Raw genomic sequence first — 18,734 nt, 5'->3', positions numbered from 1 at the left:
GCAATTGATTCATGAAAGTCGGTTCACCGAGGGAGCGTCTAGGGATGGAAAAAATGCTACCACAGGGTGTCTGACCCGGCTGAAACGAAAACGTTCCAATGGCCGCTATCAGGCTTGCTTCATAAAAAGCGTGATGGTTTTCACGATAGTAGGCACATTGCAGGTGGTTACAAAACGTAACTCGTTTTCTTGCCAAGGAGGTGTTCCATGGGTGTGATCGGTCAGGTGTGGTGGTTGAACCTGTTGCTGGCGGGTCTGACCGGACTGGTGCTGGGTCAGCTGTTCCAGGCACTGCGCGAACGACAGGCACGGCTGGCCGAGATCGATGCCGTGCATCGCCGCTGCTGGGCCGAGCAGGACCGCTGGCTGGAGGAGCACATGCAGCAGTCGGAAGCGGCGGAGACGGACCGGCTCGATGCGCTGGCGCGTGTGCAGGTGCTGGGCCAGTCCTGCGACGAGGCGCTGCAGGCGCTGGCGCGCAGCCAGGCGGACCGCGACAGCCTGGACGCCGAGGTGGCCTGGCTGCGGGACGACGCCGTGCGGGCGGACCAGGCCCTGCGGGCGCTGACCGAGGCCCGCGACGAGGGTCTGCAGACGATCGAGCGGTTGCGCCGCGAGATGGACGGCGCCCGCGCCGGCCACTGCCAGGCCGAGCAGGCCCTGTGCCAGCAGATGCTCGCGCTGGAGCGGCAGATGGGTGGGGAGCGGGCGGCGCACCGGCGCGAAGTGCAGGCGCTGCGGGTGCAGTGCGACGAGCTGAGCGAGTTGCTGGCGGCGGTCCGTGCCGACCTGCTGGTCGCCCAGATGAAACCGGCCCCCGAGCGCCAGGCCCTGCAGGTGGACGCCGAGGCGCACCGGCAGGTCTGCCAGGCGCGCGATGCCTTGCGGGACGAGGTGAGCAAGCTGCTGGACCTGCTCGACCAGTCCGACACGGCGCAGGCCGCGCTGCAGCACCGGGCCAATGTGCTGGAGCAGCAGATGGCGATCGGGCAGCGCCAGCTGGAGGAGTTGCGCCAGGGCCTGCCGCGCGAGCCGGTCCGCCTGCCGCTGATGCGCCCGGTCGCGCAAGCCGCGCTGACCACCTTCACCACGGCCGTGCCGGCGGCCAATGTGGTGTTGCCAGGGCAGGCGAGCCCGTCCGGCGGGCGCGAGCCCCGGCCGTTCGAGCGGCAGCCCGACAGCCCTGCACCCGACAACCTGCAGCGCATCAAGGGGGTCGGCCCGTCCAACCAGGTCTGGCTCAACCGCTGCGGGGTCTGGTACCTGTGGCAGATCGCGGGCTGGAAGGCGGACGAGCAGCAGTGGGTGGCGGGCCACCTGCCGCGCTTCGGTCGCCGCATCTACCGCGAGAACTGGGTGGCCCAGGCGAAGGCGCTGCTCGACGAGCAGCGGCGCGAGCGGCGGGTGTTTCCGGCGCAGCTGCCGCCGGGCGTGCCGGACCGGCGGGTCAATGCGCCGGCGGAGCGGGAACGGGTGGCGGCCTGAGCGGGCGTGGTGGTCGCGGGGGGCGGTCGCGGCGCGGCTGGCTGCCGGGGAGCAGCCCCTCGCACAGCGTCAGCAGGTGCTCGGCCGTCCACCAGTGGCGCAGGACCTGTGCGTCCGCGCTGCCGCCAGCGTCGAAAAGCACCATGGCATCGAACAGGCAGGACAGCGTGCGCAGGCGTGCCATCACCGCGTCGATCTGCCGTGGCTTGACGGTCAGGTTCGACAGCGCCTCCTGGTAGGCGCGCCGCAGATCGTCCCGCACGGGGGTGTCGGGCCTGCCGAGTTCGCCATCCAGCAGCACCTCGGCCAGCCGCGCCTCCGGCACCATCACCGCGTTCCAGAAGTTGTCGCGGGTTCCGAACTGCCGCTCGGCGACCTCGCCGGCCTCGGTCGCCAGACGCCGGGCGGCCATGCGCTCCTCTTCGTTCTCCCACGGCGTGATGGCGTCGAGCGACAGCCGGTTGATGGCGTGGAAGGGCGAGAAGGGGCGGGTGCCCTGTCCGCCCTCTGCCTGCGTGTAGGCGTTGATGGCTGCCTGCAGCGCATTGAGCATGGACAGCCCGTCCTTGCGGATCAGCGCCGGGTTGTCGGCGTGCCGGAGCACATGGGCCGCATGCAGGCTTGCCAGATGCACCTGGCTGCCACCGACCATGGCGCAGTGGTCCGGGCTGTCGGGCATGCGGGTCCGGTCGTGCAGGCCGATGACCCGGCGCACGCCGTTCAGGCGCCGCAAGGCCTGCCGGACCAGACCGGGGTTGCCGGAGCGCTCGCCCCAGCGGGCCTCCATCAGCGCGAGCTGCTCGATGGCGCGCACCGGCACCCGGCCGCGCAGATCCTCGCGCTGCAGCGCGGCCCGGTAGGCCAGGCAGGCCTGCTCCGGGGCGTCGAGTTCGGCCCAGGTCGTGCCGAGTGCCGACAGGATCACCGGGTCGTCCTGCCATTCCGGGGGAACCCGCTGCGCGATGTAGGTGGCCAGCTGCGTGCGCTGCGCCGCCAGCACGCCGGGGTCGAGCAGGCAGATGCGCCGCGAGGCCTGCGCGCTGTGGCGCGACAGCTCGTCCAGCAGCTCCTCGACGCTGGCCGGCGGGGTCTCGGTCGCCGGGGCGTTGCCGCGCTCGCTGCCGCCGGCCTCGGCCTGCCAGGCCGGATCGCCGTAGGCCTGGAAGGCGCCCCAGGTCACGTTGTCCGGCGCCGTGTCCCAGAGGGCCTTGCGGGCGCGGAAGACCGCTTCGCCGAAGGGCTGGTTGTCGCGCAGCAGGGCCTCGTAGAACACCTGCCCGAACTGCGCCGCCAGCGCGTCGTCCACCGCCCAGCCGGCCACCACGACGCAGCGCACGCCGATGCCGATCAGGTGCTGCGCCAGGCTGGCCGCCAGCCGGTTGCCCTGCGGTGTGCCGCCCACCACCACGCCGAGGTGGCAGCAGTTCAGGAACACCAGCTCCGGCACGGCTTCCATGGCCTCGATCTCGGCTGCCGTGATCAGCAGCCCGTCCGACAGCACGACCCCCGAGCGCAGGGCGCCGTCCCGGTGCTGCAGCTGGTGGACACCGTGGGCGCTGATGTGGACGAAGCGGAAGGGCTGTCCGAGCAGCGAGCCGAGGACCTGCGTGGCGGTGGCCGCTTCGGGACCGATCAGCGGCACGACCGTGTGGCCCAGCCCTTCCATCAGCTGGGTGAGCGCGCGGGCCTCGGCTTCGGCGCCGGGCAGGTCGATCGGATCTGCCAGCGCGCTGCCGTCGCGGCCGCGGAAGCCGGTGGAAAAGCCGCGCACGCTCGGGTTGCCGATCATCAGCACCGAGCGGCCCGGGCTCTGGCGCACCCGTGACCGGTACTGGGTGGTGTCGAGCTGGCGCACGACGGGGGTGCGCAGCGACAGCGGCACGCAGGTCTTCTCGTCGTCCGGGTCGGGGGCGTAGAGCAGCTCCCAGGGCACGTTGGCGGTCGTGTCGTCCACCACCAGCACGATGCGCTCCAGCTGGCGGGCGGTGTCCTTGAAGTCGTTCGGCACCATCAGGTGGAACAGCATCCGGCCGATGTGCTCGTTCCAGACCGGGCTGCCGTTGTGCTGCTGGACGATGGCCTCGATCAGCCCTGGCTGGCGCTGCTGCACGACCGATTCGGCCCGGGCGCGCTGGCCGACGTAGAGGAACTTCAGGCAGTCGGCCATGCGCGGGCGGCCCGGCTCGGCCCGGGCTGGTGGGTCGGCATCGGTCCGTGGAGCGACCGGGGTGCTGCGGGTGCAGGGGTCGTCGTCCCGGGCGTCGGTGACGATCAGGCGCGGCCAGTAGCTGGCACTGCGCGTGTCGGCCAGCCGCGGGCGCAGGCCGTCGCCTTCGACGAGGCGGGTCTGGCAGTGCAGCGCGAGGTCGGCCAGGCGGGCCTGGCGGGCGAGGGTGGCGGACAGGTCCCGCAGCGCGTGCACGGCGCTGATGGCGGTGTCGATGTACAGCTCGACGATCTCCAGCCGCTCGATGTGCAGCCGCGCCCGGGCGGTTTCGGCGAAGCGCTGGTTGGCCTCCAGCACGCCGCGCACCAGGGCTTCCACCGACGCGGCCACGGTCAGGTTGAGCGAGGAGTTGTAGCCGATCAGCAGCGTGCTCAGCGACAGCGCCCGCTCGGCGCTGCCGAGCACGTCCTGCGCCTGCATCAGGTAGCGCAGCGCGCCGGTGCGCACCGACTCTGTCAGCTCGCGGGCACCGAGCGCGCCGTCGTAGCGCCCGAGGCCGACCACGATGGCGCCGCGCAGGCTGCCGCGGCGGCGCTCGGTGTCGTTGGGCGGCGAGAGGACGACGGTGGCACTGCCGCGCGGGCCGGCGTAGAGCCCGAGGCGGTAGCGCTCGCTGAGCGCGCCGTCCAGCAGTTCGCGGTCCACCACCAGCTGCGGCCCGGCAATGGGGTCGTGTTCGTAGTGGCCGACCATCAGGGGCGTGCTGACGAAGCGCAGGTCGCCGGCACGCACCTGCACCGTCATCGACCGGGTGGGCAAACGCGGCGCCTGCACGGCAGGGCGGCGCGGCCGGCGGGTGCCGCCGGACAGGCCGCGCATCAGCAGTGCGGTGTCGAGCGCTTCGGGCGGGCCGGCGTCGTAGCGGGTCGAGACGTCCGGGGTCGCGTCCCGTGCCACGGGCGGCGTGCCGGGCAGCAGCCGGGTGGTGCCGCGCTCCAGCAGCTCGGTCAGCGCGGGGAAACCGTCGCGGCAGGTCGTGAGTTCCCCGTGCTCGGCGGCGAGGTAGTAGTGGCGGCCGATGCCGTCGAGGTGGCCCGAGGCCCAGGTCACCGTGCCGTCGCCGCGCGTGGTGCCGACCATCTGCAGCCGCCCGTTCTCGATGCGCAGGCCGCAGGGTGTGAGCCGGGCGATGCCGTGGACGGCGACCGTGCGGTCGGTGTAGGCCGGCGGCAGGGTGCCGCCCGACTCGGTGGTCTGGTGCCAGAGCCAGCTGCCTTCATCGAGCGCCCGCTGGGACGGCAGGGCGCCCCGGCCGTCACCGAACCAGCGGTCCCGGTTGGCCCGACGCAGCGCGGCCCAGGTGTCGGCACGCTGGAAATCCGGGTGTTCGTGCGCGTTGCCGGCATGGGCCGCGTCCTCTTCGTCGAAGCCGCGCCGGGGCAGCAGCTGCAGCAGTCCGCGGAACTCGGCCAGCAGGCCGAGCACGCTGTCCATCGGCTGCGCGGTGTCGCGCCAGACCAGCCCGCGCAGCGCCGCCGACTTGCCCAGCAGGGCCTCGACGGCGGCGTGGGTGCCGTGGTGCGGCGTGCCGAGCAGGACGAGGCGGGCGCCGTTGCGCTGCATCAGTTCGTCCACCACGGCACGGCGCCGGTGGATGCAGGCCCGCACCACCAGCCCGCCCAGCCCGTGGGCCAGCAGCCGCAGCGGCCGGTCGGTCTCGCGCAGCAGGGCGGTCAGGCGCTCGCCGAGCCGGTCGGCGAGCACGTCGAGGGGCTGGCGCCAGTCGTAGGGGAAGGTCTCGACGCGGTGCGTGGCGGCCAGGTGCGCGGCCAGATCGGCATGGACCGCGTCGAACAGCGACTCGGCCTCGACCTGCTGCCGGGACCAGGTGATGGACGGCAGTCCGCCCAGCGGCAGCGTCTGCGGATCGAACCAGGTCCGCTGCCCGTCCGGGCCGCGCAGGTGCGAGCCCATCAGCCCGGGCAGCAGCAGCACGACCGGCTGTTCGCGGCGATCAGGTGCGCGGGGCGCCGCCGCGCTGCGGCTGCCGGTCGCAGGGGGCTCGGGCAGGGGGGTGCCGGTCAGCGGGGTCCAGCCGGGTTCGGCGCGGGGCTGTGCTGCGAGGAGCCAGTTGCAGGTGGCGCGCCGCGTGCTGTCGTTGGTGAAGTAGCGCCAGTGCCCGACCTGCCGGCCGCGGTCGAGCAGCACCTGTGCATCCGCCGCCGCAGCCACCCCGCCGAGCATCGCGTCGGTGCCGATCAGCAGGTCGTGTTCGCTCTGGTCGAAGCGCAGGCAGTCGCTCAGCGAGGCGCCCAGCCGGTGCAGCAGCGAGCCGCCTCCGGTGTCGCCGGCGATCACGGCCATGTCGATGCCGGTCTGCACCCGGGCGCGCAGCAGCAGCCGCGCCAGCGGCGCAGCCGGCAGCAGCGCTTCGAGGCCCGGCACTTCGCGGAGATCGATCTGCCGCGTGACCAGCTCGATCACCGCCCGCCGCAGCGCGGTGTGCACCGGCCGCCCCGCCATCTGCGGCACCTGACCGACCTGGCCCAGCAGCAGGGACAGGAACAGGTCCGGGTGCTCGTCCAGCCAGAGCGAGCCGGCCGCGGGGCTGGCGATGCGGACATAGCGTTGCACCACCGGCTGGCGCGCGCCGAGGCGGCTGGCCAGCGTGTGCATCAGCGCCCGCTGTGCGGCGGTGGCCGGTTCGTCCTCGGGCAGACACTGCGCGACCACCGCCTCGATGTCGCGCAGGCACAGCAGGTCGCCCACCAGTCCGCCGCGCCCATGGGTCACGAGGCTGACCCGGGCGCCCACGGGCAGGGCGTCGAGCAGGTCGATCGCATTGCGCAGCGGGCTGTCGGACAGCGTGCGGTGCTCCAGCGCCCAGATGCCGCCGCTGTAGCGGCGCTCCAGCCCGGCCCAGAGCACGCGGTCGCGGCTGGCCAGTTCGGCGAAGCTGCCCGCGGTGTCCGAGCCCAGGTCGTGGATGAACACGAGCATCGGCTGCTCGGTGCTCAGGCCGCTGGCACGCCGACCGAGCGCCCGTCCGTCCCAGCGGTAGAGACCCGGTGCCAGCGGTGCCTCGATGGCGCGCACCAAGGCCTGCGCCCCGTGGCCGATGGCGTCGACCAGACGGTCGAGCTCTGGCGGCAATCCGCCGGCGATGGCCACGTGCACCTGCGCGATCACCGGGCTCGGCGGTGCGTCGGACGGGCGTGGCCCGGCGGGGGGGATGTTCGGCAGGGTGAGCCGGTCCAGTCGCCACACGCCGTTCGCATCGGCGAGGGTCGGGTGGTGCGCGTTCAGGCACGCGCCGAGCCGCGCCGCGGTGGTGAGCCAGGTGCTGCCGTCGGCCAGGACGAGCGCCAGCAGGGTGCGTCCGTCCGGGGCGTCCGCCGGCACGGTGTCCGGATCGAGGGTGTGCAGCGGCGCGTCGGACGGGCAGGCGACCGCCAGGCTCAGGTGCGCGCGCAGGTAGCCGGGGGGCATCCAGCGGTCGTCCTCGACCGCAGCAACGCCGGCAGGGTGGGCCGCACCTGGCTGCTGCGGTGCACGCAGCAGCGCCGGCAGGGCGGGCGTCCCGGGTTGTGCGCGGAACTCCATGGCGGCCCCCGGCGCGTGCAGGTCAGACCGTGAACGGCCGCTGGGTGAGGAAGCCCGCAGCGCTGCCCAGCACGAACAGGTTCGGCGTCTGGGTCGCGGGCAGCCCGGCGACGATCACGTTGCGGAACTGGGTGTAGTTGCCGGTGAAGCCGCCGTTGTTCCACACCTGCAGCAGCCGCCCGGTGAAGGCGCCGTTGAAGTCGCCGTCCATCGAGGTCTGGTTGTCCTGGCAGCCCGAGATCAGGATCACGGCCGGGGCGAAGGTGCTGACCACCGCGGTGAGGCGGCTGCTGTCGACCGCGACCTGCGCGAGCGCGCTGTCCGGGTCGATGACACCCGCCTTGCCGGCCTGTGCGGCGACCTCGCGCTGCAGGCCGTCGTAGAAGGCCTGGTGGTCGCGGTAGGTGCGCAGCGCGATGGCCGGCGGCATCATGCGCGGCCGTCCGGCGCCATTCGCCGCATGCACGGGCACGACCTCGCGCACCACGGTGCCGCTGTGGCAGCTGTCCGAGAGCACGAGGATGCGCACGCCGGCGGCGAAGCGGCTCAGCTCCAGGTACAGCTCGTCGTCGATGAGCTGGCTGTCGAAGAGGCACCAGGTCTCGTCCTTGCGGTCGAGCTCCTCGCCGGTCACGTCGGCCACCTGGCCCCCATGGCCGGAGTAGGTCAGGAAGAAGAAATCACCCCGCTTGAGGGCCTTGGCGGCGGCGCGCAGGGCGGCCAGCACCGCCGCACGGGTGGCCTTGGCGGTCAGCAGCACGGTCGGCTTCATGCCCTTGGCCTTGGCGATGGCCTGCATGTCGGCGGCATCGGCCTCGCAGGCGGCGAGATCGCCGCTCCAGCCGCCGTAGTGCGCCGGGCTGACGGCGTTCAGGCCGATGTGCAGCGACTGCGCGACCGGCTTGGGTTTGACCGTGGCCTTGGTCGCGGCGGTCTTGCTGGTGGTCCTGGAGGTCTTCTTGGGCGTGGCGGCGGGAGCTTGTTCGGAGGAGGTCATGGCAGCAGGTCAGCAGGTGGAACGGACTCCGGCAGGGCGTGCCGGAAGTGAAACGAGTTGAATGCGCCGTGTGCCGGAAGTCCATAGTCGAATGAATGACGTCCGACCTGCCGTGCGTGCAAATTTCACGGGAATCCGCCCGATGAACTCCGGGGTTTCACCGCCTGGACGCCGCGTAGAATCGGTCACCGGGCCCAAATTCTGCGGCCCGGTCTGCTGACCGGGTCCCAGGTCAAGCGCTCGCAGCTTCGTGGCCGCACTGCCTCCCGCGGCCCGCGTCTCCGAGAGCCTTTTCCCCATGGACATCTTCGACTACGACAACGTGCTGCTCCTGCCCCGCCGCTGCCGCGTGGACAGCCGCAGCGAATGCGACACCGCGGTGGAGTTCGGCGGTCGCCGCTTCCACCTGCCGGTCGTGCCCGCCAACATGAAGACGGTGCTGGATGCGCCGCTGGCCGCCTGGCTGGCCGCGAACGGCTACTTCTACGTGATGCACCGCTTTGACCTGGACAACGTCGCCTTCGCGCGTTCGATGCGGGCGCAGGGACTGTTCGTCTCGATCAGCTCGGGCGTGAAACCCGCCGACATGGCGGTGGTCGACCAGCTCGCCGCCGAGGGCGTGGGCGCCGACTACATCACCATCGACATCGCCCACGGCCACGCCGACAGCGTGCGCCGCATGATCGAGCACATCAAGGCCAAGCTGCCGAACACCTTCGTGATCGCCGGCAACGTCGGCACGCCCGAGGCGGTGATCGACCTCGAAGCCTGGGGCGCGGACGCGACCAAGATCGGCATCGGCCCCGGCAAGGTCTGCATCACGCGGCTGAAGACCGGCTTCGGCACCGGCGGCTGGCAGCTCTCGGCGCTGAAGTGGTGCGCGCGCGTGGCGACCAAGCCGATGATCGCGGACGGCGGCATCCGCCACCACGGCGACATCGCCAAGAGCGTGCGCTTCGGGGCGGCGATGGTGATGATCGGCTCGCTGTTCGCGGGCCACGCGGAGTCACCGGGGCAGACGGTCGAGGTCGATGGCCAGCTCTACAAGGAGTACTACGGCTCGGCCAGCGACTTCAACAAGGGCGAGTACCGCCACGTCGAGGGCAAGCGCATCCTGGAGCCGGTGAAAGGCCAGCTGGCCGACACGCTGCGCGAGATGCGCGAGGACCTGCAAAGCTCCATCTCCTACGCCGGGGGCACCCGGCTGCAGGACATCCGCCGCGTCAACTATGTGATTCTGGGTGGAGATAATGCGGGGGAACATCTGCTGATGTGAGCACCTCCCGGATGGCGTCCGGGCTGCCGGGGCGACCGTAGAGGTAGCCCTGCACGATGTCGCAGCGGTGCTCGCGCAGGAAGCGGATCTGGGCCTCGTTCTCGACGCCCTCCGCCACCACCGGCACCCCCAGCCCATGGGCCAGCGCGATGGTCGCGCGCACGATGGCCGCACCGTTCGGGTCGCGGTGGATGTCGGCGATGAAGCTCGGGTCGATCTTGATCTGATCGACCGGGAAGCGCTTGAGGTGGGCCAGCGAGGAGAAGCCGGTGCCGAAGTCGTCCAGCGCGATGGCCACGCCAAGCTGGCGCAGCTGCAGCAGCAGCTGGCGCAGGTGGTCGAGGTCGGCCATCGCGGTGCTCTCGGTGATCTCGACCTTGAGCAGCGAGGCCGGCACGTTCGCCTCCTTCAGCGCTCCGGCGATCACGTCGATCAGGTGCGAGTCCATGCACTGGCGGGCCGAGACGTTGACCGACACCGGCACCGGCGTGACGCCGGCGTCGATCCAGCGCCGCAGCTGCTGGGTGGCTTCGCGGATCACCCAGTTGCCCACGGCCACGATGAGCCCGGTTTCCTCGGTGATCGACAGGAAGCGCGCCGGTGCCCACAGCTCGCCGTCCTCCTGCCGCCAGCGCAGCAGGGCTTCCAGTCCGATCGGGCGCCCGGAGCGCAGGTCGGTCTGGATCTGGTAGTGCAGCACGAACTCGCCGGCATCGAGCGCCTGGCGCAGCCGGTTCTCCAGCGCGAGCCAGTCGCGGGTCAGCGTGGACATGCCGGAGGTGTAGAACTCGAAGCGCCCGCCACCGGCCGCCTTGGCCCGCATCATGGCGGCCTCGGACATCGTCAGCAGGCCGTCGGTGGTCTGCGCGTCATCGGGCGAGAGCGCGATGCCGATGCTGCAGGTGCAGGCGATGGACACCTCGTCCACGCGCAGGTCGCGGGCGACCACGTCGATGAGCTGCGAGGCGAGCGCGGCCACGACTTCGCGCGAGGTCACGTCCTCGATCAGCACGACGAACTGGTCGCTGCCCCAGCGGGCGATGGTGTCGTGGGCGCGGAAGACGCGGCGCAGCCGGGCGGCGATGACTTCCAGCACCTCGTCGCCCTGGCGCTGGCCGAGGCTGTCGTTGATGCGGCCGAAGCGGTCGAGGTCGATGAACAGCACCGCCAGGGCCTGGCTCTGGTGGCGGCCGTGGGCGAGGGCGTGCGCCAGCAGGTCGGTCAGCAGCACGCGGTTGGGCAGCCCGGTGAGGCCGTCGTGGGTGCTGCCGTGCTCGACCAGCTGTTCGGCGCGGGCCGTGGCGGTGACGTCGGCCAGCACGACCACGACACCGCTCCGCGCATCGCCTGCGGGGCCCATCGGGCTGATGACGGCCTGCACGAGGTGTTCGCCATCGTTCGTCCTGACGTGCAGCGCCACCTCGATGTGCACGACCCGGTGCTGCGTCTGGCAATCGCCAATGGCCTGCAGCAGGATCTGCGCATCGGGTGCTTCCAGGCGCAGTACCGACTCGATGGTCTGGTTCCGTGCAGCGTCCGGTGTGTGCGGGAGCGCCAGACGTTCCGCGCTGGCATTGAGGTAACGGACCCGGCGGCTGTGGTCGAGCGTGATCACCGCGTCGGTGATGGCCTGCAGCGTGACCTCGGCCAGACCGCGCTCGCGGCGCAGGGCGATGCGGGTGTTGCGCAGTTCGAGTGTCCGGCCGAGCAGCAGCGCGATCGTCCAGCCCAGCACCATCGCTCCCAGCGGCAGCCAGACCTGGCCCCAGACCAGCGCGATCCCCTGGACCAGCAGTGGCAGCGGCAGCAGCCACAGCATGGCCTGGAGCCGCACGCCCAGCGACCGCATCAGCCGCCGCCCGAACAGGGCCGCGAACACCAGCGGCAGCACGTTGGCAGCCAGCACGACCGGTTCGCTGGCCAGGGTGACCATGCGGTTGCGGTCCATGGCCTGGTGCACCTGCGCCTGCCACTGCACGGTGCTCAGCGCCATGCTGCCGCGTGCACCGGGAACGGTCACCATCGGGTCGATGCCCTGCGCGGTGACGCCGACCCAGACCACGCGCCCGGTCAGCAAGGTCACCAGACTGGGATCGCGCAGCAGTTCGGAGGCGGAGATCTGCGAGACCGGGTGGTTGCCGAAGGGCAGGAGCTGCACCCGCTCGCGCCACCACGGATCGGTGCCGTGGCGACGGGCATCGGTGTCGGAGAGCAGGCTGGCGCGTGGCGCGCTCACCCGCTGCACGGCCAGTGGCAGCGCTTCCCAGGCGGTCGGGCCGCTGCCGGCGACCAGCGCGATGCGGCGCACCTGACCGTCCAGATCGATCGGCGATTCGGCGTGACCGAGTGCGGCGGCCACCTTGGCGAGTGCCGGCATGGGCTGCAGCACGCGCGCCGGCGTGCCGTCCAGCCGGTCGCCCGGCACGACGGGCAGCACGATCTGGCCGTGCGCGGCGATCGCTTCGGCCAGCCGTGCATCCTCGGCCGGATCCGTGGACGGTTCGGTGAACAGCACGTTGTAGCCGACCGCCTGCGTGCCGGCGCTGCGCAGCACGTCGATCAGCTCGGCGTGGCGCTGGCGCGGCCAGGGCCAGCGGCCGAGTGCCTGCAGGCTGGCATCGTCGATGGCGACCACGAGGCTGTCCGCCGGTGGCGTCGGCCTGGACAGCGGCTCGATCACGTCGCGGGACAGCAGATCGTGCACGGCCAGGTCGAACCGGTCGACCAGCGGGCGGGCGCCCAGCAGGAGCAAGGCGGTCAGCATGGCCGCGAACCACCAGGGGGCAGACACCAGCCGGAGCGACAGGGTTTGCCGGGCGAAAGGGGGGGGGTGGGTCACGGCGGGGGCTCCTGGGACGAGCGAAGGTCGAAGGCGCGCGGCTCGGACCACCCGCTGCGACCACCATCGGCCAGCAGCACTCGAACGCGTACGTGGTAAGGCCCGGGCCGAAGCGGCGCAGGCAGGTTCAGCCCCTCTCGGGGTGTCAGCTCATCCAGCACGACCCGCTCGAAGGCCCCATCCTCGGCGATCTGCACCTGCACACACGCTTGCGGATCGACCGGGGCCCAGCGCAGTTCGATGCGGTTGTCCAGCCAGTGGGTGCTGAACTGCGGGGTCCGGGGCGCAGGAGGCGGTGGCGGCGGCGGCGGTGGTGGCGTGAAGAGCGTGAGCGTGCGGGCGCCAGGCAAGCCTTCGAGGCCGATGGCATCAATCGCCCGCACGCGGAGCTGGTAGGTGCCATCGGCGAGCGCGGGGACCCCCGGTCCGGCGGTTGGCTGCACCGATTCGTGGAGCAGGCTGGCCGAGGCATCGTCGCCGAACCACTGCACGCGGTAGGCCACGGCACCGGCCACCGGCGGCCAGCGCAGTGCGCGGACCTGCTCGGTGGACAGCGGATCCGGGGCGGTCTCCAGTTCCGGTGCCGGCAGCAGCGGCACGGCGGCCACCGGCTGCAGACCCTGGTCGGCGCGGGAGCCGGTGGCGGTCTCCAGGGGCACCTCGCCGAGCGTGTTGCCAAAATCGACCCGGCCATGCACGACCTCGGCCCGTGTGCTGTCCGCATCGGCAGACACCCGGAATTCGGTGCCCCGCACGGTCGTCACGGCCGAAGGCGTGCGGATCTCGAAGCGGCTGTGGTCTGGCTGCGGCTGCACGGCACTCTCCAGCCCGCCCCGCAGCAGTTCGATGCGCACGGGCGCGGTGCCTGCGCGGGGGGCTGGTCCCGGGCTGCTGGCCGACTGTGCCCGGATCCACGCTTCTTGCTGCGCCCGGTCGAGCGGGATCAGGCGCAACTCGCTGGACGGGCGGACCAGCACCCGCGTGCCGTCCTGCATCTGCAGTGTCGCGGTGCCGTCGACCGGGGTGCGCAGCCAGGTGCCCGGGGGCAGGGGGGTGTCGGCACGGGCGGCAGTCCAGCCGGTGCCGCTGTTGAGCATGACGTCGCCGCGGAGGGCGGCCAGTCGCGCTTCCTGCGTTGTCAGGCGCAGCCAGGGCAGCGGAATGCGCAGCACCTGGCCGGGTTGCAGCCGGTCGCTGCGCAGCTGGTTGTTCGTCCGCAGGTCCTGCCACGTGTGCTGCTGGTGCAGGTAGCGCGCCGCGAGTGACCAGACCGAGTCACCCGGCTGGACCGTGTACAGGAACTCGTCCGATGTGGCCGACGAGGCGCCCCCGGCTGCGGACAGCAGCAGGGCCAGCAGTGCGGCGGCCGGGCGTGGAAGCAATGTCATGGGAGCGTGGTGTCAGCGGGTCACCGGAGGGAGACTCCGGAAGTGACAGATTCGCTCCGGACATCTTATGCCTTTGCCCGGGCTGGATTGAAGGCTGGATACGGCAATTCACGCCGCACTTGTGCAGATCAGGCCGGGGGGTGCCCTTGGTTCTGGAACAGCCGGCGCAGATCCAGCCGGCCCGCCTGCACCGGCGGGCACCAGTAGTAGGCCCCGCTGACCGGTTGGCTGAAACGGAAGAGATCGTCGACTACGCCGTCCTCGACCCCTGCCATGCGGGCGAGCTGGGCCTCGAAGGCGTCGAAGCCGGTGGCGAAGGCCGTGAAGTGCAGGCCGCAGCGCGCGCCCTCGATCCACGGCATCGAGCGCCGCACGACAAAGGCTTCCGGGGAGAAGCTCTCCTGCGCGGTGCGCTGCACGTGGGCGCTGGGGGGTGCGTCGTCGAGTTCGACGTTGTCGTCGCGGCGGCGGCCGATCATGCGGTCCTGCGTGGGGCGGTCGAACCGGTCGAAGCGCTCCAGCGCATGCTCCCATTGCTGCACGGCGACGAAGCTGCCGCCGTCCAGCCCCGGCCCCTGGCCCTGCACGCCGATGGTGTCGACCATGTCGCGGCCGGTGGGGTTCTCGGTGCCGTCCTCGTAGCCGGTCAGGTCGCGGCCGTCCTGGTGGCGGAAGGCGGCGAGTTCGTGGGTGACATCGAAGGCGGGCGCCAGCAGGCGGGCCAGTGCGCGGCTCCGCTGCAGCAGTGCGCCGGGATCGTCCTCGCTGCGCAGCCACAGCCACAGCTCGGCGGGCGTGGCCGGCAGATCGACCCGGCTGGCCGGCGGCGCGCTGAAGCTGCGCAGGCCGGGCACGGCGGCGTCCAGCCGTGCGACCAGCGTGGCGCCCAGCCCGACGACGGTGTGCAGCCCGTCGACTTCGGCGGCCAGGGCCTGCAGGGTGGTGCGCACGGCGGCATCGGCGTCCGGGCGCAAGGCCAGGCTGAGGTAGCGGCCGTGGGCGGGGACGCGGGCCGCAATGCCGGCTTGGATCGTGGACATCTGCACACTCCTGAAGGGTTTTCAGCGGAGTGTAGGGGGCGCAGGGCGAGGTCCGCTCAGGACGGGGTGTAGGTCAGCCGCACGTAGATGGGCGCGAAGGCCTCGGCCTGGGTGATCTCCAGCAGGCGCTCGCGGGCCAGTTCCAGCATGGCGATGAAGGTCACGACCAGCACCGGCACGCCGCGCGTGGCGTCGAACAGCTCGTGGAACTCGACGAAGCGCCGGCCCTGCAGCGCGCGCAGCACCAGCGTCATGTGCTCGCGCACGGACAGCGCCTCGCGGCCGATGTGGTGGCGCTGGGTCAGCTTGGCGCGCTGGAGCACGTCGGCCCAGGCATTGCGCAGGTCGATCGGGCTGACGTCGGGCAGGCGCGGCTCCAGGGCCTGCTCGATGTGCACTGCCGCGGCGAGCAGGTCGCGCCCGACGAGCGGCAGCTGGTCGATCTTCAGCGCGCCGAGCTTGATGCGCTCGTACTCCAGCAGGCGCCGCACCAGCTCGGCCCGCGGATCGGCGGCTTCCTGATCGGCCGCCACCTGGCGCGGCGGCAGCAGCATGCGCGACTTGATCTCGATGAGCATCGCCGCCATCAGCAGGTACTCGGCGGCGAGTTCGAGGTGGTGTTCGCGCAGCTGGTCGACGTAGGCCAGGTACTGGCGCGTCACCTCGGCCATCGGGATGTCGAGGATGTTGAAGTTCTGGCGCCGGATCAGGTAGAGCAGCAGGTCCAGCGGGCCCTCGAAGGCGTCGAGGTAGACGGCCAGCGCCTCGGGCGGGATGTAGAGATCCTGCGGCAGCGCGAACAGCGGCTCGCCGTACAGGCGGGCCAGCGCCAGCTCCGCCGGGTCGGTGTCCGACGCGGCGGTGCCGGGATCCGGGGTCACGTCAGGCCTTGGTCTGGTAGACGTAGGGTTGCTGCGGCACGGTGGCGGTGTTGAACTCGCCCTGGGCGCTGCGGTTCTGCTCGCGGTCCCACAGCAGGGCACGGCCTTCGCGCTGGCGCTGCTCCAGCTTCGGGTCCTGCTGCTTCAGGCTCTCGATGAACTGGGTGGTCTCGGACTTGTAGTGCTTCCAGAAGAGCGGCATGGTGTGTGAGCGGGCGGACGCTATAGAGTGAACCCCTGATTTTACAGGCGCTGCCATGCAAGAGATTGAACTGAAATTCCAGATTCCCCCCGCATCCCGTGCGTCGCTGTCCGAGTCCCTGCGCGACGCCGCGAGCGCGACCACCCGCCTGCGCGCCCGCTACTTCGACACCGGCGACCGCCTGCTGGCGCGCTCCGCCTTCGCGCTGCGGCTGCGGCAGGAGGGCGAGGGCTGGGTGCAGACCCTCAAGGGCCGCGGCGACGGCCTGATGACCCGGCTGGAACACAACGCGCCGCTCGGCACCGACTCCGGCGACGCGGCCCCCGCACTGTCGCTGGAACGCCACGCCGGCACGCCCGCCGGCGCGGCCCTGCTCGCCTTGCTGGACAGCGCGGGCCGCACGCCGGCCGATCTGGTGCTGCAGTTCTCCACCGACATCATCCGCACCCACGCCGAGGTCGAGGCCGATGGCGCGGTGGTCGAGCTGGCGCTGGACGTCGGGCAGATCGCCGGTGGCGGGCAGACGCTGCCGGTGTGGGAGATCGAGTTCGAGCTGGTCCGTGGCGCGCCCACGGGCCTGCTGTCGATGGCCTACCTGTGGACCGAAGCCTTCGGGCTCTGGCTCGATGCCCGCAGCAAGGCCGAGCGCGGCGACCGGCTGGCGCGTGGCGTGACGCAGGGCGACGTGCCGGCGGTGCGCCCGGTCGATGCGGCGCAGCCGTGGTCGCGGCAGGTGGCCGTGGCGCTGGCGCCGGTGCTGGCGCTGGTGGGCGATGTGGCGGACGACCTGGCCTCGCCGGCCCAGCGGGTGGCGCTGGCCCAGGCGCTGGGGGTGCTGGCGCAGACGTTGCGGGCGGAAGCACAGGCTGCAGGCGCGGCGGACACCGTGGCCGCACTGGCCGGGATGGTGTTCGACGCCGCGATCTGGCGCCGCACCGAGACGCAGGCGCTCTGGCTCAGCCTGCTGGAGTGGAGCCTGCCGGCGGACGCCCGCTGAGCGGATCCACGTACAGGTGCGCGGCTTCGAGGGCGGCCGCGAGCGTCGGCGCGACGCCGTGTTCGCCCAGCAGCGTGTCGAAGCCGGAGCGGGTCAGCAGCGAGCGGGGCTGTTCGTTGAGCGCCGCCACGATCAGCCGCACGCCACGGCGCTGCAACTGCCGGTGCAGCTGCACCAGCGCATCGACGCCCGAGGTGTCGACCGAGATCAGCCGGTGCATCTCCAGCACCACGACGCGGGTGCCGGCGTGCAGGCGATCGGGCAGGGATTCGACCTTGCCGACCGCGCCGAAGAACAGCGTGCCGTAGAAGCTGAACACCTCGACGCCCGGTTCTGCCAGGGGCAGCGTGTCCTGGAAATCACCGCTGGCCGAGGCCATCGAAGGCGAAGACGAGGGCTGTGGCGAGGGCGGTGGCGCGGTGTCCGCCGACACCCGCTCGACCTGGAAGAGCTGGCTCATGCGCCAGATGAAGAAGCCGCAGGCCAGCAGCAACCCGACCTCCACCGCGATCGTCAGGTCGAAGATGACGGTGAGGAAAAACGTGCCGAGCAGCACCGAGCGGTAGGGCAGCTTGAAGTGCCGCAGCCGCGCGAACTCGTGCCACTCGCCCATGTTCCACGCCACGAACAGCAGGATGCCGGCCAGCACCGCCAGCGGCACGTTCATCGCCAGCGGCGCCGCGACCAGCATGATCGCCAGCAGCGCGAGCGCGTGCACCATGCCGGCCACGGGTGAGACCGCCCCCGCGCGCACATTGGTGACGGTGCGCGCGATGGTGCCGGTGGCCGGGATGCCGCCGAACAGCGGCACGACGAAGTTGGCCACGCCCTGCGCCATCAGCTCCTGGTTCGGGTCGTGGCGGGGCGCGTCGATCATGTTGTCGGCCACCCGGGCGCACAGCAGCGACTCGATCGCCCCGAGCAGCGCGATGGTCAGCGTGGGCATCAGCAGCTGCTTGGCGGTGGCCCAGGTGAAATCGGGTAGTTCGAACGCCGGCAGTGCCTGCGGAATGCCGCCGAAGCGCGAGCCGATCGTCTCGACCGGCAGGTTGAACAGCGTGCTCACCAGCGTCAGCGAGATCAGCGCGACGATCGGCCCCGGCACGCGCGAGATGACGCGGGCGCTGCGTCCCTCGACCAGTTGCGTGGGCAGGATCGTGCCGGGCTTGAACAGCTTCATCCACACGAACAGACCCACCAGGCACACCATGCCCAGCGCGAACGCCCAGGGGTTGAAGCTGTCGGCATGGGCCCAGAGCGTGCGGATCTGGGCGAAGAAGTCGGCCGGCATCTTGTCGATCCGCAGGCCGAACAGGTCCCGCAGCTGCGACAGCGCGATCAGCACCGCGATGCCGTTGGTGAAGCCGATGACGATGGACACCGGGATGTAGCGCACCATGCCGCCGAGCCGGAGCAGCCCCATCGCGAACAGCAGCACGCCGGCCAGCATGGTCGCGATCAGCAGGTTCGGCAGGCCGTAGCGCTCGATGATCCCGTAGATGATGACGATGAAGGCGCCGGCCGGCCCGCCGATCTGCACGGCCGAGCCCCCCAGCGCGGAGATCAGGAAGCCCGCGATGATGGCGGTGTAGAGGCCCTGTTCCGGCTTGACCCCCGAGGCGATCGCAAACGCCATCGCCAGCGGCAGCGCCACGATGCCGACCGTCGCGCCCGCACCCAGGTCGGCCAGGAAGCGCTCGCGGCCATAGCCGGCGCGCAGGGTGTCCAGCAGGCGTGGATGGAACGGGTGCAGGCGCTGCAACCACGCCGGCTTGGACAGGAAGATGGACCAGTTCGGCACGCGGGGAGTCTCCATCGGATCACGGGTGCCGTTTCCCGGCATCGTGCGCTGGAGTGTG

At 71.6% G+C, this 18,734-nt stretch carries 11 protein-coding genes; 3 read left to right on the top strand and 8 right to left on the bottom strand.

Translation table 11 applies throughout. The features are described from left to right. Positions 1-207: 207 nt before the first annotated feature. Complete coding sequence (locus tag BDD16_RS01905) at positions 208-1,485, top strand: hypothetical protein (RefSeq protein ID WP_179632376.1); 1,278 nt, start codon at positions 208-210, stop codon at positions 1,483-1,485. Here BDD16_RS01905 and BDD16_RS01900 read toward each other — a convergent pair. Then, the gene (locus BDD16_RS01900; RefSeq protein WP_179632375.1) at positions 1,448-7,255 is read right to left on the bottom strand and encodes a CHAT domain-containing protein; all 5,808 of its coding nucleotides are present in this window, start codon (positions 7,253-7,255) and stop codon (positions 1,448-1,450) included. The genes BDD16_RS01905 and BDD16_RS01900 overlap by 38 nt on opposite strands. 22 nt (positions 7,256-7,277) lie before the next feature. After that, positions 7,278-8,252 carry a caspase family protein gene (locus BDD16_RS01895; RefSeq protein ID WP_179632374.1) on the bottom strand — a complete coding sequence of 325 codons (975 nt, stop codon included), beginning with the start codon at positions 8,250-8,252 and terminating at the stop codon, positions 7,278-7,280. Between the two features lie 298 nt (positions 8,253-8,550). On the opposite strand from BDD16_RS01895, the gene BDD16_RS01890 reads away from it, so the two are divergent. After that, on the top strand, positions 8,551-9,528 hold the full coding sequence (locus tag BDD16_RS01890; RefSeq protein WP_179632373.1) for a GMP reductase: 978 nt from the start codon (positions 8,551-8,553) through the stop codon (positions 9,526-9,528). On the opposite strand, the gene BDD16_RS01885 is transcribed toward BDD16_RS01890, so the two are convergent. The 5 genes from BDD16_RS01885 to BDD16_RS01865 form a co-directional block, all read right to left on the bottom strand. Continuing rightward, positions 9,476-12,367, bottom strand: coding sequence for an EAL domain-containing protein (locus BDD16_RS01885; RefSeq protein ID WP_179632372.1), 2,892 nt, complete (start codon positions 12,365-12,367; stop codon positions 9,476-9,478). The two genes, BDD16_RS01890 and BDD16_RS01885, sit on opposite strands and share 53 nt — an antisense overlap. Next, complete coding sequence (locus tag BDD16_RS01880) at positions 12,364-13,755, bottom strand: FecR family protein (protein WP_179632371.1); 1,392 nt, start codon at positions 13,753-13,755, stop codon at positions 12,364-12,366. The genes BDD16_RS01885 and BDD16_RS01880 overlap by 4 nt, the downstream gene beginning before the upstream one ends. Before the next feature lie 128 nt (positions 13,756-13,883). Further along, entirely contained in the window at positions 13,884-14,795 is a 912-nt protein-coding gene (locus BDD16_RS01875; protein WP_179632370.1) for a Dyp-type peroxidase, read from the bottom strand. Positions 14,796-14,851: 56 nt separating this feature from the next. Next, on the bottom strand, positions 14,852-15,676 hold the full coding sequence (locus BDD16_RS01870) for a segregation and condensation protein A (protein WP_179632369.1): 825 nt from the start codon (positions 15,674-15,676) through the stop codon (positions 14,852-14,854). A gap of 1 nt (position 15,677) precedes the next feature. Continuing rightward, entirely contained in the window at positions 15,678-15,878 is a 201-nt protein-coding gene (locus tag BDD16_RS01865; RefSeq protein ID WP_179632368.1) for a DUF3460 family protein, read from the bottom strand. A gap of 55 nt (positions 15,879-15,933) precedes the next feature. On the opposite strand from BDD16_RS01865, the gene BDD16_RS01860 reads away from it, so the two are divergent. Then, positions 15,934-16,875 (top strand): CYTH domain-containing protein, encoded by a 942-nt coding sequence (locus BDD16_RS01860; RefSeq protein ID WP_179632367.1) that lies wholly within the window; start codon positions 15,934-15,936, stop codon positions 16,873-16,875. Here BDD16_RS01860 and BDD16_RS01855 read toward each other — a convergent pair. Further along, positions 16,835-18,691: a SulP family inorganic anion transporter gene (locus BDD16_RS01855; protein ID WP_179632366.1), complete on the bottom strand. Its 1,857-nt coding sequence runs from the start codon at positions 18,689-18,691 to the stop codon at positions 16,835-16,837. The two genes, BDD16_RS01860 and BDD16_RS01855, sit on opposite strands and share 41 nt — an antisense overlap. Positions 18,692-18,734 lie beyond the last annotated feature (43 nt).

The sequence above is a fragment of the Sphaerotilus montanus genome, from assembly GCF_013410775.1.
Taxonomy (GTDB): Bacteria; Pseudomonadota; Gammaproteobacteria; order Burkholderiales; family Burkholderiaceae_C; genus Sphaerotilus; species Sphaerotilus montanus.
Note: the sequence above shows the minus strand (reverse complement) of the source record. Positions and strands in the feature narration are given on the sequence as shown.